This is a genomic window from Nocardia sp. NPDC050408 (assembly GCF_044458905.1).
Taxonomy (GTDB): domain Bacteria; phylum Actinomycetota; class Actinomycetes; order Mycobacteriales; family Mycobacteriaceae; genus Nocardia.
In genome coordinates, this window is record NZ_JBITIL010000006.1 from 246,062 (window position 1) to 265,547 (window position 19,486).

At 64.4% G+C, this 19,486-nt stretch carries 18 protein-coding genes; 11 read left to right on the forward strand and 7 right to left on the reverse strand.

All coding sequences use genetic code 11. The annotated features are described in order from the left end of the window. Positions 1 to 88: 88 nt before the first annotated feature. On the forward strand, positions 89 to 787 hold the full coding sequence (locus ACIBJI_RS20465; RefSeq protein WP_397085252.1) for a TetR/AcrR family transcriptional regulator: 699 nt from the start codon (positions 89 to 91) through the stop codon (positions 785 to 787). Here the strand turns inward: ACIBJI_RS20465 and ACIBJI_RS20470 are convergent. Together ACIBJI_RS20470 and ACIBJI_RS20475 are read right to left on the reverse strand one after the other, a co-directional pair. After that, positions 784 to 1,122, reverse strand: a complete 339-nt coding sequence (locus ACIBJI_RS20470) for a ferredoxin family protein (protein WP_364345989.1) — start codon at positions 1,120 to 1,122, stop codon at positions 784 to 786. The two genes, ACIBJI_RS20465 and ACIBJI_RS20470, sit on opposite strands and share 4 nt — an antisense overlap. Beyond that, positions 1,119 to 2,693: an FAD-binding protein gene (locus ACIBJI_RS20475; RefSeq protein ID WP_397085254.1), complete on the reverse strand. Its 1,575-nt coding sequence runs from the start codon at positions 2,691 to 2,693 to the stop codon at positions 1,119 to 1,121. The genes ACIBJI_RS20470 and ACIBJI_RS20475 overlap by 4 nt, the downstream gene beginning before the upstream one ends. Before the next feature lie 245 nt (positions 2,694 to 2,938). On the opposite strand from ACIBJI_RS20475, the gene ACIBJI_RS20480 reads away from it, so the two are divergent. From ACIBJI_RS20480 to ACIBJI_RS20505, 6 genes are all read left to right on the forward strand, one after another. Next, complete coding sequence (locus ACIBJI_RS20480; RefSeq protein ID WP_396956657.1) at positions 2,939 to 3,709, forward strand: IclR family transcriptional regulator; 771 nt, start codon at positions 2,939 to 2,941, stop codon at positions 3,707 to 3,709. 305 nt (positions 3,710 to 4,014) lie between these two features. Next, positions 4,015 to 5,100 carry an ABC transporter substrate-binding protein gene (locus tag ACIBJI_RS20485; RefSeq protein WP_364345995.1) on the forward strand — a complete coding sequence of 362 codons (1,086 nt, stop codon included), beginning with the start codon at positions 4,015 to 4,017 and terminating at the stop codon, positions 5,098 to 5,100. Continuing rightward, entirely contained in the window at positions 5,097 to 5,936 is an 840-nt protein-coding gene (locus ACIBJI_RS20490; RefSeq protein WP_364345997.1) for an ABC transporter ATP-binding protein, read from the forward strand. The genes ACIBJI_RS20485 and ACIBJI_RS20490 overlap by 4 nt, the downstream gene beginning before the upstream one ends. Then, complete coding sequence (locus tag ACIBJI_RS20495) at positions 5,929 to 6,804, forward strand: ABC transporter permease (RefSeq protein WP_397085257.1); 876 nt, start codon at positions 5,929 to 5,931, stop codon at positions 6,802 to 6,804. The genes ACIBJI_RS20490 and ACIBJI_RS20495 overlap by 8 nt, the downstream gene beginning before the upstream one ends. An 8-nt stretch (positions 6,805 to 6,812) precedes the next feature. Further along, entirely contained in the window at positions 6,813 to 8,159 is a 1,347-nt protein-coding gene (locus ACIBJI_RS20500) for an LLM class flavin-dependent oxidoreductase (protein ID WP_397085259.1), read from the forward strand. A gap of 109 nt (positions 8,160 to 8,268) precedes the next feature. Next, positions 8,269 to 9,201 carry a TauD/TfdA dioxygenase family protein gene (locus ACIBJI_RS20505; RefSeq protein WP_397085261.1) on the forward strand — a complete coding sequence of 311 codons (933 nt, stop codon included), beginning with the start codon at positions 8,269 to 8,271 and terminating at the stop codon, positions 9,199 to 9,201. A gap of 46 nt (positions 9,202 to 9,247) precedes the next feature. Here the strand turns inward: ACIBJI_RS20505 and ACIBJI_RS20510 are convergent, their stop codons facing one another. Further along, positions 9,248 to 9,424 (reverse strand): zinc-binding dehydrogenase, encoded by a 177-nt coding sequence (locus tag ACIBJI_RS20510; RefSeq protein ID WP_397085263.1) that lies wholly within the window; start codon positions 9,422 to 9,424, stop codon positions 9,248 to 9,250. Between the two features lie 49 nt (positions 9,425 to 9,473). On the opposite strand from ACIBJI_RS20510, the gene ACIBJI_RS20515 reads away from it, so the two are divergent. Continuing rightward, the gene (locus ACIBJI_RS20515; RefSeq protein ID WP_396956664.1) at positions 9,474 to 9,800 is read left to right on the forward strand and encodes a hypothetical protein; all 327 of its coding nucleotides are present in this window, start codon (positions 9,474 to 9,476) and stop codon (positions 9,798 to 9,800) included. On the opposite strand, the gene ACIBJI_RS20520 is transcribed toward ACIBJI_RS20515, so the two are convergent. After that, a complete protein-coding gene (locus tag ACIBJI_RS20520; protein WP_397085265.1) occupies positions 9,784 to 11,103 on the reverse strand; it encodes a family 1 glycosylhydrolase in 1,320 nt (439 codons plus the stop codon). The genes ACIBJI_RS20515 and ACIBJI_RS20520 overlap by 17 nt on opposite strands. 562 nt (positions 11,104 to 11,665) lie before the next feature. Between ACIBJI_RS20520 and ACIBJI_RS20525 the strand changes: the two genes are divergently transcribed. Then, positions 11,666 to 12,376 carry an SDR family NAD(P)-dependent oxidoreductase gene (locus ACIBJI_RS20525; protein WP_397085267.1) on the forward strand — a complete coding sequence of 237 codons (711 nt, stop codon included), beginning with the start codon at positions 11,666 to 11,668 and terminating at the stop codon, positions 12,374 to 12,376. On the opposite strand, the gene ACIBJI_RS20530 is transcribed toward ACIBJI_RS20525, so the two are convergent. The 3 genes from ACIBJI_RS20530 to ACIBJI_RS20540 all read right to left on the reverse strand — a co-directional run bounded on the left by ACIBJI_RS20530 (position 12,343) and on the right by ACIBJI_RS20540 (position 16,265). Beyond that, positions 12,343 to 13,167 carry a class I SAM-dependent methyltransferase gene (locus tag ACIBJI_RS20530; RefSeq protein WP_364346021.1) on the reverse strand — a complete coding sequence of 275 codons (825 nt, stop codon included), beginning with the start codon at positions 13,165 to 13,167 and terminating at the stop codon, positions 12,343 to 12,345. The two genes, ACIBJI_RS20525 and ACIBJI_RS20530, sit on opposite strands and share 34 nt — an antisense overlap. 129 nt (positions 13,168 to 13,296) lie before the next feature. Beyond that, on the reverse strand, positions 13,297 to 15,552 hold the full coding sequence (locus tag ACIBJI_RS20535) for an MMPL family transporter (RefSeq protein ID WP_397085269.1): 2,256 nt from the start codon (positions 15,550 to 15,552) through the stop codon (positions 13,297 to 13,299). 239 nt (positions 15,553 to 15,791) lie between these two features. Beyond that, positions 15,792 to 16,265 carry a MarR family winged helix-turn-helix transcriptional regulator gene (locus ACIBJI_RS20540; RefSeq protein ID WP_397085271.1) on the reverse strand — a complete coding sequence of 158 codons (474 nt, stop codon included), beginning with the start codon at positions 16,263 to 16,265 and terminating at the stop codon, positions 15,792 to 15,794. Between the two features lie 88 nt (positions 16,266 to 16,353). On the opposite strand from ACIBJI_RS20540, the gene ACIBJI_RS20545 reads away from it, so the two are divergent. Continuing rightward, positions 16,354 to 16,683 carry a rhodanese-like domain-containing protein gene (locus ACIBJI_RS20545; RefSeq protein WP_364346027.1) on the forward strand — a complete coding sequence of 110 codons (330 nt, stop codon included), beginning with the start codon at positions 16,354 to 16,356 and terminating at the stop codon, positions 16,681 to 16,683. Between the two features lie 447 nt (positions 16,684 to 17,130). Beyond that, positions 17,131 to 19,413: a molybdopterin guanine dinucleotide-containing S/N-oxide reductase gene (locus ACIBJI_RS20550; protein WP_396956672.1), complete on the forward strand. Its 2,283-nt coding sequence runs from the start codon at positions 17,131 to 17,133 to the stop codon at positions 19,411 to 19,413. The last annotated feature ends 73 nt before the right edge of the window (positions 19,414 to 19,486 follow it).

The following is a 19,486-nucleotide window of genomic DNA, read 5'->3' on the forward strand; positions in this document are numbered from 1 at the left end:
GTACAAGCATGCAACTAGATCGAACCAAAGTCAAGAGCAGTGCTCGCATTAGTTGACATCGCTCTCTAAAGCGCGAATGGTGATCGGTATGGCGACGACACCACGTGCCCAGGCGAGGGCCCAGACCATGAACGATATCGTCCGGATCGGCCGCGAACACCTGGCCACCGATGGCGCGGCCGCCCTCTCACTGCGCGCGGTCGCCCGCGAACTCGGTGTGGTGTCGTCCGCGGTGTATCGATACGTGCGCAGCCGTGATGAACTGCTCACCTTGTTGGTGATCGACGGCTACAACGCGCTCGGCGACGCGGTCGATGCGGCGCTGGCCGATGCCCCCGACGATCCAATCGAGGGCCTGCGCATCGTCGGCCGTACCGTCCGCGGTTGGGCGCTGGCCGAGCCCGCCCGCTACGGACTCTTATTCGGCACACCGGTGCCGGGTTACGATGCCCCCGCTGAGCAGACCGCCGTTCCCGGCACGCGGGTGATCGCGACCATGCAAACCCTCTACGCCCGCGCCTATCGCGATGATCTGCTTATCCCACCAGCCAAGGAGCGCCCGCTATCTGCCGCCCTCGCTGCCGATTTCGCCGATATCAGGACCGTGTTCGACCACGACATACCGGACTGGCTCGTCGCGCGCGGCATCACCATGTGGGTGGGCCTGTTCGGCGCCGTAACCTTCGACGTCTTCGATCAGTACGGCACAGACACCTTTACCGACCGTGCCGAGTTGTTCGAACTCCAACTCGATGGTCTCCTCGAACAACTCGGCTATCGCGGTTAATGCAGCAGGCGGGGCGGGGGCGCGCCGTGCGGGAGTCGGGGGCCGATGGCGACCAGACTGCCCGCGGTGCGCCCCTTGCCCCAGCCGATCTTCTCGCGGTAGCGGCCGATCTGATCGCGCGCGACCGGGCTGCCGGGAGGTAGGGGGGTCGATTCGGGGTCGACGTAGAGGGCGTCGGTGGGGCAGTACGCCTCGCACATGAAGCACGTCTGGCAGTCGGATTGCCGCGCGATGACCGGGATTCCGGATTCGGTGCGGTCGAATACGTTGGTCGGGCAGGCATCCACACATTTATCGCAGCCGATGCAGGCGTCGGCGAGTACGACTTCGATCATGACGCGACCTCGGCGGTCTTGGTCCACACGGCGTCGAGGCCACCGGAGAGAATGTGGTGGCGCTGCGCCGGATCCTGTTCCGGATGGTCGGCGCGCTTGCTCATGCCGCGAGTCTCGGTGCGTGCCAGGGTCGATTCGTACATGAGCCGACCGACCGCGGTGATGGCGGCGGCCTGCCTGGCCCGGACGCGATCGTCACCGGTGCGGCCACCGAGCTCCTTACCGGCGCGCTCCCAGAGGGTGTCGAGCGAGTCGAGTGCAGGCCGCAGTCGCTCGCCGTGGCGCAGGTAGTTCTTCTGGAACGGAATCAGCTCGGCCTGCGCGGCCTCGACAACCTCGAGTGTATCGAGCGTGGGGGAGTCGCTGGGCCGCAAGCCGGTTCGTCCCGCACCGCGCAGAGCGGCAGCATCAGGCCGGGACGAGCCGAGCGCGAACCGTGCCGCACCCGAGCCGGCCCAACTCCCCGACGACATCGCCCATGCCGAATTGTGGCTGCCGCCACCGGTGAAACCACCGCAGATGCGTTCCCTGGTCGTCGCATCGCCCGCCGCGAACAGACCTGGCACCGTGGTCGCGCAGTCGTCATCCACGACATCGATACCGCCGGTGCCGCGCACCGTGCCCTCGGCGAGCAGATCGACCTCGAAACGGTCGGTGAACGGGTTGATACCGCGCCGATCGAACTGCAGGAAGAAATTGGGCTGGCCGAGCCGCATCTGCGTCTGCACCGTCTCATCGGCGCGGTCGAGTTGGGCGAATACCTTCTCCGACAACAGGGTTCGTGCGATCACCGATCGCCCTTTCGTGGAGCCCGCCCCCTCGAGCACCTGTCCGTCCTCGTGGAAGAACGTCGCGTAGCCGTAGTAGGCGGTCTTGGTGATGGTCGAACCTTTCGGCACGATCGCGTAGGCATTGGAGAATTCCATGCCGGAGAAGCGCGCTCCCACCTCGGCGGCCATCAGTGCGCCGTCACCGGTGTCGACGTTGGTGCCCAACGCGCGCGACAGAAATGCGCACCCGCCACTGGCCAGCACCACCGCGCCCGCCGAGATACGGTAGTCGCGATCGAGCTGACGCTGGAATCCGGCCGCACCGCGAACCGTGCCCGCATCGTCGACGAGCAATTCGAGAGCCGGTGAATGGTCGAGGATCCGGACGCCGAGCCGCTTGACCCACGCGCGCATCCGGCGCATGTACTCCGGCCCCTGTACCCCCGTGCGCAGCCGCTCGCCGGTCGCCGGGTCGGTCGGGAACGGGTACTTGCCTTCGACGGCAAGCCGATTCATGTTGGTGTAGGTCTGATCGAGGACCCGATCCATCCAATAGTGATCGGCGAGATGGCCGCCGAGCGCCTCCCGGCTGGCCTTGGCATTGGCACGGGCGGTCGCCTCCGGGGCGACGTACCAGACGCCGGTGCCGGAAGGTGCTGTCGCGCCGCTGGTTCCGCAGTAGCCCTTGTCTACCAGGATCACCTCGGCGCCGGCCTCCCGGGCGTGGATGGCCGCCCATGCGGCGGCCGGACCGCCGCCGATCACCAATACATCGGTGCTGGTCTGCCAGAGGTCACTCATGCGTCTGCTCCTGATACGTCGGGATTGCGAAATCGGCAATCGTCGCCGGAATGCGGGGTCAGCGCGGGAATTCAATTCTGTGAGCGGCCTACGGATCGCGAAACCCTTCGAATCAGCGCGATTTTGACGCTGCGGTCATTCCCGCGCGAGGAATCGGCGCAGTGGGCGCAGAACCATTGCCGCGCCCGGATCATCCGGCGATAGTTCTGGCCACATCCCGATCGGTAGAAATATCAGGAGGAACAATGACTGCCGCCGATCAACCCCGTTCGGGTGCCCAAGCGGTCGACCGTGCGATTCACGTACTGAACTGCTTCGAGGGCGACGATCCCGAGCTGTCGGTGAGCGAATTGGCGCATCGGGCCGGACTACCGGTCAGTACGACATATCGGCTGGCCCAGGCCTTGGTGCGGGGCCGGTTGCTGGAGCAGGATCCGGCGACCGATCGCTATCGCATCGGACACGGGCTCGCCTCGCTGGCCCGCCCCGCGCTGTCGCGATTGGGCATCGACGCGGCCGCACCGCACCTCTACGCGCTGGCCGCAGGCATCAAGATCACCGTCAGCCTCAGCATCGCCGACGACCGCGACGCGGTAACCGTCTTCCAGGCGCGGCCGCCGGTGTACTTCTGCCCCAACCAGTTGCCGCAGGCCCGTCAGCCGCTGCGTTCCAGCGCCGTCGGCCAGGCTCTGCTGGCCTTCGCACCTGTTGTCGACGGACTCGACCGACGACTCGCACCGCTGGCGACGACTGACCTGGATCGCGTGCGGCGCAGCGGTTTCGCCGTAGCGATCATCGAGCGCGAAGATCCGGTCCGCTCGGTCGCGGTGCCCGTCCTCGGTCCGGATAAGCAGGTGTGGGGTGCGCTCGGCGTCCAGGCCCGCTCGGCGCGACTGAACGAGGAGCTGGTGCGCGGCATCGTGCCTGCTATGCGGCAGATCGCGGGCCGGATCGGGCCACTGTTCCAGTCCACCGCTGCCATTACCGATGCTCCGGTGCAGTTGTACTCACGGTGATTTTCACAATGTGAAATCGGCATTGTCCCCCCATGGCAGTCGACCCCACCATGGACACAAAGCCGCGGGGTCGCCGCTTCTATCCGAATCCCACGAAGGTCGTTGACATGATCGAATCCATTGCGCTGATCCGCCGTCGCACGGTGGATTTCATGCGCCTGCCTCATGGAGTCTGTCGCGCCTGAATTCGCGGTCGCCGAAATAGGGCGCGCCGCATTGGTCGAATCAGGTAATCCTCCGCGCTTACCTGCCGTTGTGGCGTGCCTATTGCGCTGCGGCAGTGCGCATTCCGTGAAAGAACTGCCATGACGCTGTCCCAGAAAACCAGACCACGGTTCGTCCGTGCAATTGCCGCCGTGCTCACCATTCCCACCGCGGTGGCGGTGCTCGCTGGTTGCGGAAAATCCGAGCCGGGCACCAATGCCGACGGCAAGGCCGTACTGCGCTACCAGGGATCGACCGGCCAGGTCTCGGCCTACGAACTGGCCGATGATCTCGGCTACTTCAGCAAGATCGCGCTGCACTGGGAGGGTGACACCACCAGCGGGCCGGCGAATATCCAGGCTGCCGCGACCCGTCAGATCGAGTTCGGCAGCGCCTTCAACGGCGCGGTCGTCAAATTGGCCGCGGGTGGCGCGCCCGTGACCTCGGTGCTCAGCTCGTACGGCGCGGACGAGCAGTCGTTCACCGGTTACTTCGTCCGTGACGATTCGGGCATCAAATCGCCCCGGGATCTGATCGGCAAGAAGGTGGGCATCAATACCCTTGGCGCACACCATGAATTCATCACCCGCGAATGGCTGCACCAGCAGGGGCTGACCGACCAGGAGATCAAGCAGGTCGAACTGATAGTGGTGCCGCCGGCCAATACCGAGGACGCCCTGCGCAAGGGCCAGATCGATGTCGGCGCACTGGGTAGCGTCTTCCGGGAGAGCGCGGTCGGGCGCGGCGGTATCCACGCGCTTTACACCGATAAGGACCTGTTCGGTCAATTCGACTACGGCACTTATGTTTTCCGCAAGGACTACATCGCCCAGAACCCGGAGGCCGTCAAGGACTTCGTCCAGGGGACCGCACGGGCGACGCGCTGGCTGCAGGTGACCCCGCGTGACGAGGTGGTCGCGCGCTTCGCCTCGATCATCAACAAGCGTGGACGCAATGAGAACACCGATCTGCTGAAATTCTGGCGCAGCCCAGGCCTGCCGGTACCCGGTGCGGTGATCGCGGAGAAGGAACTGCAGATCTGGATCGATTGGCTGGTCCGCAACGGCGATGTGCCCGCCGGAAAGCTGACGGCGAAAGATCTCTACACCAACAAGGACAACCCGTACGCCAACGGAACCTACGGCGCGACCACCGGACCGACCGGAGAGGCGGTCGCGGCGAAATGAGCCAGGTGAAACTCGCGCTCACCGGAGTGCGCAAACAGTTCCCGGTCCGTGGATCGAACGAGGAGTTCACCGCGATCGAGGATATTTCGCTGGAACTGCGCGATGGCGAGTTCCTGGTGCTCGTGGGCCCGAGCGGTTCCGGAAAGTCGACGCTGCTGGATCTGCTCGGCGGACTCAGCAAGCCGAGTGCCGGGCGAATCCTGTTGGACGGCAAGCCGATCAGCGGGCCCGGGCTGGACCGTGGCATCGTCTTCCAGCAGTACGCGCTACTGCCGTGGCGTACTGCCCGGGCCAATATCGAATTCGGTTTAGAAGCGAAGGGGGTCCGGCGTCGGGCGCGCCGGAAGATCGCCGACGAGTACCTGGAACTGGTGGGTCTGGCCGGATTCGGCGACCGCTATCCGCATGAGCTGTCCGGCGGCATGAAACAGCGTGTCGCCATCGCCCGCAGCCTCGCCTTCGATCCGGAGGTGCTGCTGATGGACGAGCCGTTCGCCGCACTCGATGCCCAGACTCGGGAGTCGTTGCAGGACGAGCTGTTACGGATATGGCGGGCCACCGGCAAAACGATTCTGTTCATCACCCACGGCATCGACGAGGCCGTCTACCTCGGCCAGCGAGTCGCCGTGCTGACCTCGCGGCCGGGGCGGGTCAAGGCCGTAATCGATATCGATATCGACCGGGATTCCGGTGCCGATGTGCGCTCCAGCGAACCCTTCCGGGAGGCGCGCCACCAGATCTGGTCGCAGTTACAGAGTGAAGTCACCCGCGCGCAGGGACTCGAACGCGAGTCACTGTCAGCCACGAGCATCGAGAGGAAGCCGGTCAATGTCTAGCGCAGTGCAAGTCGTCGAGAAGTCACGGCCGGTTGTGGTCCGCCGCCGGGCCGAGGTCGCGCCGACGCGGAAAGTCGATGTATCGCGGGTATTGCTGGCGGTCGCGCTGCTGGCGTGGCGAATCTTCAAGCCCACCTTCGCAATCGGCCTGCTGGTCGCGATATGGGAGGCCGCGCCGCGGTTCGGTCTGGTGGACGAAGTCTTCCTGCCGCCGTTTTCGACCGTCGCGCAGGCCTTCGTGGACCTGGTCGAGACCGGTCAGATGTGGGAGCACGTTTCGACCAGCCTGACCCGGTCGGCGACCGGATTCTCGCTCGCGCTCGCGGTGGCCATTCCGGTCGGCGTCGCCATCGCCTGGTATAGGCCGGTGGCCGACTTCCTGAACCCGATCCTCGAACTGTTCCGCAACACCGCGGCCTTGGCTCTGTTGCCGGTGTTCATTCTCATTCTCGGCATCGGGGAGACATCCAAGATCGCGCTCGTGGTGTACGCCAGCTTCTTCCCGATCCTGTTGAACACCATCACCGGTGTCCGAACCGTGGACCCCCTGCTGATCAAATCCGCCGTCTCATTGGGCTTTTCACCGATTCGGCTGTTCCAGAAGGTGATCCTGCCCGCCGCGGTGCCATCGATCTTCACCGGTGTGCGAATGGCAGCGGCGTCATCGATCCTGGTGCTCATCGCCGCCGAAATGGTCGGCGCCCGTGCCGGACTCGGCTATCTGATCACCGCGGCCCAGCAGAACTTCCAGATCCCGAATATGTATGCGGGCATCATCGCCATCTCGCTGCTCGGGCTGAGTTTCAACGGCCTCCTCGTCGCCCTCGAACGCCGCCTGTCCCGGTGGCGCGCCGAGCCCTCTCGTTAAGGATTCCGATGTCGTTACCCCGCAAGCAATTCCATCTCAATGCTTTCCTGATGGGCGTCGGTCATCACGAGGCGGCCTGGCGCCATCCCCGGACCGAGGAGCGCCGAGTACTGGATGTGCGACATTTCCAGGAGCTCGGGCGTATCGCCGAGCGCGGCAAACTCGATTCGGTCTTCTTCGCCGACGGGTTGGCGGTCGGACCGCGGATCAAGCGCAATACCCTGGCCGTATTCGAGCCGGTCACCTTGCTTGCCGCGATCGCCACGGCGACCGAACGGGTCGGGCTCATCGCGACGGCTTCGACCACCTACAACGAACCGTTCAACTTGGCGCGCAAATTCGCCTCACTCGATCACATCAGCAGCGGTCGGGCAGGCTGGAATATCGTCACCTCGGGTAACGAGGACGAGGCCTTCAACTTCGGCTTCGACGCGATTCCAGAACACGCCAGGCGCTACGAACGGGCACAGGAGTTCGTAGATATCACCGTGCGGCTCTGGGACAGCTGGGAGTCCTCCGCGATCGTGCTCGATCCGGAGGAAGGCATCTTCGCGGATCCGGACAAAGTGCACACCATCGACTACATCAGTGATCGGTTCCGGGTACGTGGCCCGCTGAATTCGCCGCGCAGCCCACAGGGGCGTCCGCTGCTGGTGCAGGCGGGATCATCGGAGAGCGGTAAGGATTTCGCCGCGCGCTACGCCGAGGCAGTATTCACCGCACAGCGCTCGCTGGCGGAGGGGCAGGCGTTCTATCGGGATCTGAAGGCGCGGCTGCCGAAGTACGGTCGCTCGGCCGATGAGCTGAAGGTGCTGCCCGGTCTTGTGCCGTTCATCGCGGACACCCGCGAGGAAGCACTGGCCCTCGAGCAGGAATTCACCGACCTCATCTCCCCGGATTACGCACTGCGGCAACTGTCCGCGCTGCTCGGCGTCGATCTCACCGAACACGCACTCGACGCACCACTGCCGCCGCTACCCGCGGAGAGCGAAATCGAGGGCGGGAAGAGCAGATTCACGCTGGTCAAGGAACTTGCGGAACGCGAGAACCTCACGGTGCGTCAGCTCATCGGCAAGTTGGGTGGCGGGCGCGGACACCGCACCTTCGCGGGCACACCCACCGATATCGCCGACGAACTGCAGTCCTGGTTCGAGAACGGCGCCGCCGACGGCTTCAACATCATGCCGCCATACCTGCCGGGCGGTCTCGAGGACTTCGTGGATCGGGTGGTCCCTATCCTGCAGGAGCGCGGCCTGTTCCGCACCGACTACACCGCGACGACCCTGCGCGGACATTACGGGTTGGCACCGGTGGACAGCCAATTCGCCCAGGTACGAACCGAACTCGGCGCATGAGTCCCCGGCTGACCAGGCGGCGCGCCGTCGACTTCATGCGAATGGGCAGCAGTGGTTGTCGCCCTGGCTCCGCCGACCAACCCCAACCATCGCCGAAGAAAGTACGACCATGACCACTGTCAGCGAGCCCACGACCACCACCCTCCGGATCACGCCGGTCGCCGGACATATCGGCGCCGAGGTCGCGGGCGTCGACCTGCGGGCCGAGCTTACCGATCAGGAGGTCGCCGACATCAGCGCGGCCCTCTACGAATACAAGGTGCTGTTCTTCCGCGACCAGCACATCGGCCACGCCGAACACATCGCCTTCTCTCGGCGGTTCGGCGCCGTCACGCCGTCGCACCCCTACGACGATGATGCGCCCACCGAATTCCCCGAAATCCTGGCGGTCGACAGCCGTCTCTACGAAAAGCGTTTCGGCGTCAAGAAATTCAGCTACACCAACCACTGGCACACCGATGTCTCGGCACTGATCAACCCGCCCGCCGCCTCACTACTGCGGGCCGAGATCGCACCGGAGCGGGGCGGGGACACCAGCTGGACCAATCTCGCCGCGGCCTACGCGAACCTGCCCGAGTCGCTGCGCAAGTTCGTCGAGGGCCTGCGGGCCGTGCACCGGTTCGGCGGCAGCCGTCCGGCTTGGAACGAGCAAAGCGACTACGCCAAGAAGGTCGCCGATGCGCCGCTGGTGACCGAGCATCCAGTCGTGCGGGTGCACCCGGTGACCGGTGAAAAGGTGCTCTTTGTCAATCCCGGCTTCACCACCCACATCGTTGGTCTGAGCCCAGCCCAGAGCGATGCCGTACTCCAGTTGCTGTTCGACGAACTGTCGAACCCGGCCTACACCGTCCGATTCCGCTGGGAAAAGGGCAGCCTGGCATTCTGGGACAACCGCGCCACCGCCCACTTGGCCCCCGGCGACCTCAACCACCTCGATGTCACCCGCGTGCTGTACCGCACCACCCTCGAGGGCGACATCCCGGTCGGCGCCGACGGCGAGCACTCCCGCTCGATCTCCGGCGAACAGTTCACCGGCTCCTGAGCTAGGCGGGGTCGGCACCCGTCGGTGCCGACCCCGACGTCCAGTCCTATTCGGAATTGATGGTGAGGATCCGCTTTCCTCTGGCGTGGCCGGTTTCGACGATGCGGTGCACCTCAGCGATCTCGGATAGCGGATATCGGGCCTCGATGACCGGGTGGAGGGCGCCCGAGTCGACGTACTCGGCCAGCGCCGCAAGGTCATCGCGGCGGGACCGCGCCGACATCACACGCACCCGCGGACCCGGTAGCAGGGCGCTGTGGAGGGCGTGGCCCATGCTCGCGGTCGCGATACTGCAGGTCGTGTCCGGGCGCAACGACAAGGGCAGCCCATGGTTCGCCGCCCGAATCCAGGACTCCGTCACCATGATGACAGCGGCACACCTGCCCGCGGCCGACGATCTGGTCGCAACGATCCTCGGCGGCATGTTCCTGCAGACCGTCACCTGGTGGCTGGCCAACGACCGCCCGCTAACTTCGGATGAACTCGCCGTCCGATACGCCCGGCTGGCCTCGGCGATCATCCGAGATACCGATTCGGCGAGTTCGGCGTTCCAGCCGCCGAATCCGGTCGCCTGCACTCCGGCTAGTGAGGGACAGTGACCGGGTCGGCGCAGCTGGCGGCGGCGTCGACGAAGGAGCAGGGTTTGGGTGCTCGGGTCGGGCGGTAGTCGGGGGTGACGCCGCCCTGGTGGGTGATGGCGGTGTAGGCGGGTACGGCGTCGGTGGGCTTGCGTGTCAGCGTGGGGTCGGTGCGGACGTCAACCGTGTAGAGGCCGAAACGTGGTGTGTAGGAACCCCATTCGTAGTTGTCGGTGAGGCTCCAGTAGTTGTAGCCGATGAGGTTCATGCCGTCGGACTTGGCGCGCTGCAGCCAGTAGACGGTATCGCGAAGGTCGTCGGTGCGGGTGTAACCGTCGGCTCGAGGCATGTTGTTTTCGGTGGGCATGCCGTTCTCGACGATGTAGAGCGGGCGGCCCGGGAACTTGCGTGAATAGTGCTGCAGGGCATAATAAATGCCCTCCGGTTCCAAGGGATTGTTCCAGAGCTGGTTGAAGCTGAGCTTCGTAACACTGTCGGGGGAGGCCCCGTAGTAGTAATCGATGCCGATGAAGTCGAGTTTCGCGGCTATCGCATTGATGAACGAGCCGTTCACCGCATCCTCACCAGCCGGAATGTAGGCGACATTGCTCGTGACCATGGCGTCGGGCTGCACGGAGTGGATGTAATCGTAGATGGCGTTGTGTGCCTGGGTGATTCGGTCCTTCATCACCGGTATGGCGGCGAGGGACAGGCCGCCGTGCGAGGTCTCGTTCATGATGTAGGCGGCGGGCTCGTTGAATGTGACCCACAGTGGGTCCGCCGCGGCATATCGATCGACGACGGAGCGCGCATTGGCGAGCCAGTCCTCGACGATATTCGGATTCGACCAGCCGCCGCGGTCGACCTCCCAGCCCGGATACACCCAGTGATCGATGGTGAGCATGGGGCGCATTCCGGCCGCCGTGATCGCGGCGATCACATTGTCGTAGAACCGAAGTCCGGCCTCATCCCATTCGCCCGGTCGCGGCTGCACACGCGCCCACTCGATCCCGATCCGGTAGACCTTGACGCCCAACTGCGCGGCCAGATCGATATCCGACCGGTAGCGATGGTAGAAGTCCACGGACTCGAGATATGGGTCATCCGTCTTGCCCGCGGCCACGTACCGGGACCAATTACTATCCGGCGCATAGCCTTCGGACTGATAACCCGATGCGGCCACACCCCAGAGAAAGTTCGAACCGAGCGGCTGTACCTGTGCGGGCGGCGCGGGCTGTGCCATCGCCGGCGTCGGACCGCCTGCCATAACGGCGGTGCTGGCCGCCAGTGTGATGAAGATTCGGCGGCTGGTCAGGGATCGCATCGAACTCCTGCTTCCTGGAAGGTGACGGGCGCTCGTGGACCTCCGGCGCATGCGGGTCGGGCGGGACCACGCGACGAGAGTAACTGGTCGGTCGTCTTCTATCGGGGAGGGTGCGGTTGTCGATTGGACCCGGTGGCATCCGGAGCGCGAGGTCCTGCGCCAGGGGAGTGGGGGTTGTGCGGTTGTGGTGTGCCAGGCAGGGGAGCGCGGAAACAAACTGGGGCACCAGGGGGTTCGCAGAGCTCATGTCGAGGTGGTGATGACGGGCCGCTCCGAGGTGAAGGGGATCAGGCATCCACCAGAATTACATGTAGGTAGGTAGATATGCGCATCTATTTATGTAACCTTTCATCCCTCAAACCATGTACAACTCACCTACCAAAGAAAGCGCAACACCCAGCACACACGCCCTGCCTCGAAGGGAGGGTGGCGGGACTCATTGCGCTACAGGGACATCGAGCTCCTGGTTGATGAGTCGAGCGTGCTACTGGAACTCAGCGAGTTCCGGAAGGCCGGGTTGCCGCTTGACTTCGAGCGCGCTCTAAAACCTAGCGTGGGTCACATGGCAGCAATATTGATCACCGGAGCGAACAAGGGTCTCGGCTTCGAGACCGCCCGCCAACTCATTGCCGCGGGCCACACCGTCTACCTCGGCAGTCGGGACGCCGAACGCGGTCACCGCGCCGCCGCGGAGTTGGGCGGGCGGGCAGTCCAACTCGATATCACCGACGGTGCTTCCGTCGCGGCCGCAGTGCAGACCATCGAGGCCCACGGCGGTCTGGATGTGCTGATCAATAATGCCGGTATCCAGGCGGAGATGACCGACCGCAGCGATGTCATCGGCGCTGCGGACCTCACGGCAGACGTAATGCGAAAGACCTTCGACACGAACGTCTTCGGTACGGTGCGTGTCCTGCACGCCTTCCTCCCGCTGCTGCAGCGTTCCGCCGCGCCGGTCGTGGTCAATGTCAGCAGCGGTCTGGCTTCACTGACAAGGGTCTCGACCCCGGGCACTCCGGCATACGCCTATCCGGGCATCGCTTATCCGGCATCGAAGACCGTGGTCAACATGCTCACGGTGCAGTACGCGAAGGCGTTCCCGAATGTCCGGATCAATGCGGTCGAGCCCGGTTTCACCAAGACCGATCTCAACGGGAACACTGGTACTCAGACGGTCGAGGAGGGCGCGGAGATCATCGTGCGCATGGCGCAGATCGGTCTCGATGGACCCACCGGAAGTTACGTTGATGCCGAAGGCGCGCTGCCCTGGTGATCGACCACAGCCGTGGCGACGATGTACCCCTTGGGATCGCGCCATGTGCATCCCGGATGGTGGGTGAACCAATCCGCGATGTCCTCGCGCAGATCGTTCAGAATCGCTTGCCGCCGCGGATGATTCGGCGTGACGCCGTAGAATGTGAACAGCGCCTCGGCGAAGCGCACCAGCGGATCCGGGGTATCGAAGACGAGCGCATTATCCGATCGCTGGATCCGCACCTCGCCGAAAACTTCGGACATCAGCTCCGGCAAGGTATCGGAGTCGACGGTCACCGCATCGCCTACGCCGAGGCCGTAGGTCGCGGCATGCGCGGCCACGAGTTCGGTGGTGTATGGGTAGGTCCCGGGATGATTGACGACCACGGCAACCGTCCCGCCGGGCTTGGTCGTGCGCCGGAATTCCCTGAGCGCGGCGACCGGATCGGCGAGGTGGTAAAGCATATGCCGCGCGGTGAGCGCATCGAAGCTGTTGTCGTCGAACGGGATCCGGTCCGCACTGCCGAATACGCCGCGCACCCCGGGTACAGCATTGGCGGCGGCGACCATCGCGGGGGAGGTGTCGATGCCGACCAGCGCACCCTGGTGACCATTGCCGGCGAGGTGGGCGAGGAATCGGGCGTCGCCGCAGCCGATATCGGCTAGATGTTCGGTGCCGGTGAGTTCCAGCGCGGTCAGCACATTGGCGGCGGGGTCGTCGGGACGCTCCGAATAGCGCTCGTGGGTGTCGATCCGCACCTTCAACGGTGTCGGATCGGCATATTCGGCATCGAGACGGTAGCTGCACATCGCGGTCGTCCTTCGGTCCAGTTGGCCGGTGGTTGACCAGGTCGCCGGTTCGGCGATCGGGTCCGCGGGCTTTCCGGCGGTGAGCGTACCTCCCGAGGCGGTGCGCGGCGTTCCCTTTGGTGGGGGCGACTACGAATCGTCCGACCGTCCAGTGGTGACGGTGGTGAGCCGCGGCGTGATCGGTGTGGTCTCGATCGGGTCGCGCATATCCTCGGTGCCCGGGCGTTCATCGTCCAGAATAGGTTCGCCGAGTCCGATTTTCTCCTGGACACGCTTCATCCATGCCGGTGCCCACCAGCAGTCGTCGCCGAGCAATTTCATGACCGCCGGTACCAGCAGCATGCGCAGCACAGTCGCGTCGATGAACAATGCGGCGATCATGCCGTAGGCGATGTATTGCATCATCACCAGATCGGAGAAGGCGAATGCGCCGGTCACGACCAGGAGGATCAGTGCGGCGGCGGTGATGATGCGGCCGGTGTGCGCGGTGCCGGTGCGCACCGCTTCGCTGGTGCTCGCGCCCTTGGCTCTGGCCTCGACCATGCGGGAGAGCAGGAAGACTTCGTAGTCGGTGGACAGGCCGTAGATGATAGCGATGATCAGCACAAGCACATTCGACTGGATCGGCTGCGGGGTGAAGTTCAATAGTCCTGCGGCGTGGCCGTCGACGAAGATCCAGGTCAGGATGCCGAGGGTGGAGCCGAGGCCGAGCGCGCTCATCAGTGCGGCCTTGATCGGCAGCACCAGCGAGCCGAAGCTGAGGAACATCAGCAGCGTGGTTACGAACAGGACCAGGGCGATCATGACCGGGATGCGGTAGAGCAGTGCGTCGATGCTGTCCTTCTGCATGGCCGGAATGCCGCCGACGTACATGCTGACGCCGTCGGGAAGTTCCATCTTGCGCAGGTATTCGATGGTTTCCCCGCCTTCGTTGGGGTTCACCAGTGTTGCCTTGGCGCGGTAGACGTTGTCCTGGGTCAAGGATTTGGACGGCATCTCGAACTGACTGGCCAGCCCGGGTGCGTGTCCGGCTGCGCGCCATGCCGCACCGACCGGCGCGCTGTTTTCGGCGACGAAGACCAGTTCGATGGGATCGGTTCGGCGTTGCGGGAAGAAGGTGTCGATCTGTTCTTGTGCGACGCGAGTCGGGTTGTCCGGTGGCAGATATCGCTCGCTGAAGCCGCCGAAGATGAGATTCTTGACCGGGAGGATCAGCAGGAAGAGCACGATGACCAGTGGGATCGCGACGGTGAGTGGTCGCTGCATCACCCAGCGGGTGGTCTTGCCCCAGAAATCGTTCTCGATTTCTTGGGCGGTCTTGCTTCTTCGGAACCGTTTGAACCCCAACATATCCACGCGTGGACCGAGGACGGCCAGGCTGGCGGGCAGGATGGTGATGGCGGTTAAGGCGGCCAGTAGTACGGTCGCGATTGCGCCGTAGGCCATGGATTTGAGGAAGCCCTGGGGGAACAGCAGCATGCTGCCGAGGCTCGCGATGATCATGGTCGCGGAGAACACGACGGTGCGTCCCGCGGTGACGACGGTTCGGCGCACCGCGGTGCGGGTGTCGTAGCCTGTGGCGAGTTCCTCGCGGAACCGGCTCACGATGAATAGGCCGTAGTCGATCGCCAGGCCCAGGCCGATCATCGATAGTACCGAGGAGACAAACGAATTCACCTCGGTGAAGCGGGTCAGGAACATGATGATGCCGGATGCGCCGATAACCGTGAGTCCGCCGACGAGCAGCGGCAGCGCCGCCGCGACGAGGCCGCCGAAGATGAAGAACAGCAGTACCGCGACGGCGGGGATGGCCAGGACTTCCATGCGGTGCACATCGTCGGCCATGGTGTCGTTGAGGGTGCCTGCCACTGCTTGCAGGCCGCTGACCTGTACATCGATGCCGGGTATCGCGAAGACGTTCTTGACTTTCCGGAAGTTGCGCACGGAGTCGGTGTCGTTATCGCCCGCGATGGCGATTGCTGCCACGGCGCGCTTCTTGTCCTCGGTGGCCGCCTTCGCGCCGCTGATCTTCGCGCCGTCGACGCGCCAGTAGGACGCGTTGATGCCAGTGATCTCGTCTGGGTACTTGTGCGGCAGGCTGTTGAGATTGTCGATGATCGGCTGGCTGAATTCCGGATCGTCGACGGTCTTTCCGTCGGGTGCGGTGTAGAGCACGACGACGTCGAAGTCGTGATTGCGTCCGAAGGCGGCGTCGGCGAGGCGTGCGGCCTGTGCGGATTCGGAAGTGGGATCGTCCATACCGCCGGAGCTGAGGTGGTCCTCGAGTCCGAAGCCGTATGCACCGAGTGCAAGGAGTGCGCCCACTAAGACCGCGAGTACGGCGAAGCGCAACCGATAGACGAGATTCCCCCAGCGCGTGAACATCAGCGGGCTCCTTGCCAGCGGGAAAATTGGTGTGCTGCTTGCTTTGCCGCGTTGATCGCCAAGGGGCTGCATCCTTTCCGGGGGTGCACGCTCGATGTGCCTGTAATCAAAGGTACAGACCGGTATGAAGTGCTAGTGTTTCAGAAATGATGCCGCGGCGTGCGCGGATGTGACGCGGATTGCATCGACTGCCGAAGTGTTCGAATCGTGCCGACTGGCAGCCGGTGCAGACTTGCGGGCTATGAACTCCGCTGGGGCGTGATCGTGAGGTCGGTCGGACCCAGGATCTTGCCGAGAGTCCTGGCGAGCGTGTGCAATTCGTCTGGGTCGAGCTTGTCGGCGAAGCATCGCTCGATGCCCGCGTGGTAGCCGGGCGCGGCCGCGTGCAGACGCTCGCGACCGGCATCGGTAATGGCGACGAATGCGGACCTGCCGTCGTCGGGATTGGATTCGCGCGCGACCAGACCCGCGGCTGCCATCTCGGTGACGAGCCTGCTGACTCGAGTGCGACTGAGCACGACACGTTCGCCCAGATCGGTCATGCGCAGCGGTTCGACGCCGTCGAGTTCGAGTAGTACGTCGTACCACGCGAGCGGGAGTCCGAAGTTGCGGCGCAGCTCGGCATCCAAATGCGGGACCAGCTGTGCGTGTACTCGCAGTAGTGCCGACCATGCGTTGCTGGCGGCATGTCGATGCTTCTCCGATTGCGTCACGGCCCGATTCTAACCACTTGCGTGCACCCGCACGCATATAATAGCGTGTGCACGCACATAAATTGTGCGCCGTCAGGAAGGAAATCTCATGAGCACAGTCATCGCCCGTGACGAACTAGCCGCCGCGATCGAGGCAGGTACGGTGACGGTCCTGGACACCCTCGGTGCGGGCTACTACGAGAAGGCACATCTGCCGGGCGCTCTCACCCTGGTCGAAGCTGATGTGGAATCCCGAGCCGCGCGGTTGCTTCCGGACCAGCACGCACCCATCGTGACCTACTGCTCCAACAGCGCCTGCCGCAACAGTGAGGTCGTCGCCGTCAAATTGCGCGCCCTCGGTTATACGAATGTCCGTGCCTACCGCGCGGGTATCCAGGACTGGACCGAAGCAGGCCTGCCGATCGAATCCGAATCCTGAGTCCGGTTGATGTGCGGTCGGCGTGCACCCCGACCGCACTTCGGATCGGGTGGCAGTCGGGACACCGCGCCGACGCATTCTCGACGAGACGATGCGCGGTCTTGTGCCTGGTAGGGGATCAGCGGATGATCGGAGAAGTAAGAATTTCTGGTCGGGGGCATCATCATCGTCGATCAGTCAGGAAACATTCTAATGACCACCAGAATTGCCACGGCGATCGCCGCGATCGCCATCACCGTATCTGTTGGCGCTCTCGCCGCCCCGGCGGCATCGGCGGAGCCGGTTACACCTGCGTTCGGTTCGGTCGCTTTCTGCTTGAATGTCCCGCTGGGTCCTTTCCTCAGCTTCAGCGTCTGTATCTGAGATCGCCGGGCGGGCATAAGCCGCGGACCAGCGCGGCGTTGCTGAACAAGTGAACCTGTCGGTGGGCCGGGCTACCGTGGGGTGATGGCCGCGCATCTGACGCACTGGGGAGTGTTCGAAGCCGAGAGTGATGGGCAGCGGTTGACCGCGGTGCGTCCGTGGCGCGGGGATCCGGAGCCGACGGCGCTGATCGAGAATGTGGCCTCGGCACAACATCATCCGACGCGGATCGATCAGCCGTATGTGCGACAGGGATGGTTGGAGCGCGGGCCGGGTGCGCCGGGGCGCGGTGATGAGCCGTTTGTTCCGGTGTCGTGGGAAACCGCAGTGGAGTTGGTGTCTGGTGAACTGAATCGGGTGTACGGCGATTACGGCGCGGAGGCGGTGTACGGCGGGTCGTACGGATGGTCGAGTGCTGGGCGATTTCATCACGCGCAGAGTCAGGTGCATCGGTTTCTGAACTGTCTCGGCGGTTATGTCCGTAGTGTGCACAGCTACAGTCTGGGAACCTCGCAGGTGCTGTTGCCGCACGTGATCGGCTCGATGGGGCTGTTCGAGGGGCACGCGACGGCGAAGAGCGTGCTCGTCGAGCACACGCAGCTGGTGGTGGCCTTCGGTGGGCTGTCGCCGAAGAACTCCGCGGTGTCGCCCGGTGGTGTGTCGCGGCACAACACCAGGACCTGGATCGCGGCCGCCCGGGCGCGCGGGTGCCGATTCGTATCGATCAGCCCACTGCGCGATGACATTCCAGTGGAGGCCGCGGCCGAGTGGATCGCCCCGCGCCCCGGTAGCGATACGGCGCTGATGCTGGCACTGGCACAGGTGTTGGATGCGGATGGGTTGGCGGACAAGGAGTTTCTGGATCGCTACACCGTCGGGTACGAGCGGTTCATCGGCTATGTGCGCGGCGAATCCGATGGCGTTGTCAAGGATCCCGCGTGGGCGGAAGCGATCACCGGGGTGTCGGCCGAGCGGATCCGGTCGTTGGCGCGCGAGATGGCCGGCGCGCGCACGATGCTCAATGTGAGTTGGTCGTTGCAGCGTGCCGAGCACGGTGTGCAACCGCTGTGGCTCGGGGTGGTGCTTGCGGCGATGCTGGGCCAGATCGGCCTGCCGGGTGGGGGATTCGGGCACAGTTACGGGTCGTGCGCTCATGTCGGTGATCCGGCGCGCGGGCAGTCGGTGCCGAGGTTTCCGCAGGGCGGCAATGATGTTTCGACGTTCATTCCGGTCGCCAGAATCGCCGATATGCTGCTGAATCCGGGGGAGCCGTTCGATTTCAACGGTATGCGGTTGGTGTATCCGGATATCAAGTTGGTGTACTGGTGCGGCGGGAATCCCTTTCACCACCACCAGGATCTGGCCCGGCTGCATACGGCGTTCACCCGGCCGCAGACGGTGGTCGTGCACGATGCGTTCTGGACCGCGACCGCGCGCCATGCCGATATCGTCCTCCCAGCGACCATGAGCATCGAACGCGACGACTTCGGCTCCGGGCAGAACGATCGCGAATTCTTCCCGATGAAGGCGCTCACCCGGCCGCACGGCGCATCCCGTGACGACTACGCGATCTTCGCGGAATTGGCCGAATACATCGGTGTGGGTAAGGAATTCACCGAGGGACGCACCGTCGAGGACTGGTTGCGGCACCTGTACGAGCAATGGCGTGCGGGGCTCGACGATCCGACGGTGCCGAAGTTCGAGCAGTTCTGGAACAGTGAGTCGTTCACGGTTGCGGTGCCCGACCCGGAGCAGGTGCTGTTCGCCGATTTTCGTGCGGATCCGGACGGTTGTCCGCTCACCACGCCCAGTGGCAAGATCGAGATCTTCTCCGCGACGATCGATGGGTTCGGATATGCCGATACCCCTGGTCACCCGGTGTGGTTGGAACCGGAGGAGTGGCTGGGTGCCGCGACGCGGTTCCCGCTGCAGCTCGTCGCGAATCAGCCGCGCGCGAAACTGCACAGCCAGCTCGATGTCGGCGCACACAGTCGATCGGTGAAAATCGCTGGGCGGGAACCGGTGCGGTTGCATCCCGACGATGCTGCGGCGCGCGGTCTACGAGATGGCGATATCGTGCGGATATTCAATGATCGGGGCAGCTGTCTGGCCGGGCTGGTCGTCGACGACGCGGTCCGGCCGCAGGTCGCGCAGCTGTCCACGGGTGCCTGGTATGACCCGGATCCGGCCGATCCCAGCTTCTGTCGGCACGGCAACCCGAATGTGCTCACTGCGGATCGTCCGGCGTCGACGTTGAGTCAGAGCTGTGCGGGACAATTGGCGCTGGTCGAGATCGAGCGCTACACGGGTGCGCTACCGGATGTGGCCGTTGTTCGGCCGCCGGTCACGGTGGAGCGGGTTTCGTGATGACGCGGGTGAGGCTGGTCTCAACGGGTGGTCCCGGCTGTGGTCCGATGCGCGATTTCTGTCAGGATTTCGA

Excerpts from the sequence above, each read along its gene's own strand:
- ACIBJI_RS20490 (WP_364345997.1), top strand. The coding sequence starts at position 5,097 with ATGAGCCAGGTGAAACTCGCGCTCACCGGAGTGCGCAAACAGTTCCCG.
- ACIBJI_RS20495 (WP_397085257.1), top strand. The coding sequence starts at position 5,929 with ATGTCTAGCGCAGTGCAAGTCGTCGAGAAGTCACGGCCGGTTGTGGTC.
- ACIBJI_RS20475 (WP_397085254.1), bottom strand. The coding sequence starts at position 2,693 with ATGAGTGACCTCTGGCAGACCAGCACCGATGTATTGGTGATCGGCGGC.
- ACIBJI_RS20510 (WP_397085263.1), bottom strand. The coding sequence starts at position 9,424 with ATGTCGGCGCGGTCCCGCCGCGATGACCTTGCGGCGCTGGCCGAGTAC.
- ACIBJI_RS20465 (WP_397085252.1), top strand. The coding sequence starts at position 89 with ATGGCGACGACACCACGTGCCCAGGCGAGGGCCCAGACCATGAACGAT.
- ACIBJI_RS20505 (WP_397085261.1), top strand. The coding sequence starts at position 8,269 with ATGACCACTGTCAGCGAGCCCACGACCACCACCCTCCGGATCACGCCG.
- ACIBJI_RS20480 (WP_396956657.1), top strand. The coding sequence starts at position 2,939 with ATGACTGCCGCCGATCAACCCCGTTCGGGTGCCCAAGCGGTCGACCGT.
- ACIBJI_RS20485 (WP_364345995.1), top strand. The coding sequence starts at position 4,015 with ATGACGCTGTCCCAGAAAACCAGACCACGGTTCGTCCGTGCAATTGCC.
- ACIBJI_RS20545 (WP_364346027.1), top strand. The coding sequence starts at position 16,354 with ATGAGCACAGTCATCGCCCGTGACGAACTAGCCGCCGCGATCGAGGCA.
- ACIBJI_RS20535 (WP_397085269.1), bottom strand. The coding sequence starts at position 15,552 with ATGTTCACGCGCTGGGGGAATCTCGTCTATCGGTTGCGCTTCGCCGTA.
- ACIBJI_RS20500 (WP_397085259.1), top strand. The coding sequence starts at position 6,813 with ATGTCGTTACCCCGCAAGCAATTCCATCTCAATGCTTTCCTGATGGGC.
- ACIBJI_RS20550 (WP_396956672.1), top strand. The coding sequence starts at position 17,131 with ATGGCCGCGCATCTGACGCACTGGGGAGTGTTCGAAGCCGAGAGTGAT.
- ACIBJI_RS20515 (WP_396956664.1), top strand. The coding sequence starts at position 9,474 with ATGCTCGCGGTCGCGATACTGCAGGTCGTGTCCGGGCGCAACGACAAG.
- ACIBJI_RS20530 (WP_364346021.1), bottom strand. The coding sequence starts at position 13,167 with ATGTGCAGCTACCGTCTCGATGCCGAATATGCCGATCCGACACCGTTG.
- ACIBJI_RS20470 (WP_364345989.1), bottom strand. The coding sequence starts at position 1,122 with ATGATCGAAGTCGTACTCGCCGACGCCTGCATCGGCTGCGATAAATGT.
- ACIBJI_RS20525 (WP_397085267.1), top strand. The coding sequence starts at position 11,666 with ATGGCAGCAATATTGATCACCGGAGCGAACAAGGGTCTCGGCTTCGAG.
- ACIBJI_RS20520 (WP_397085265.1), bottom strand. The coding sequence starts at position 11,103 with ATGCGATCCCTGACCAGCCGCCGAATCTTCATCACACTGGCGGCCAGC.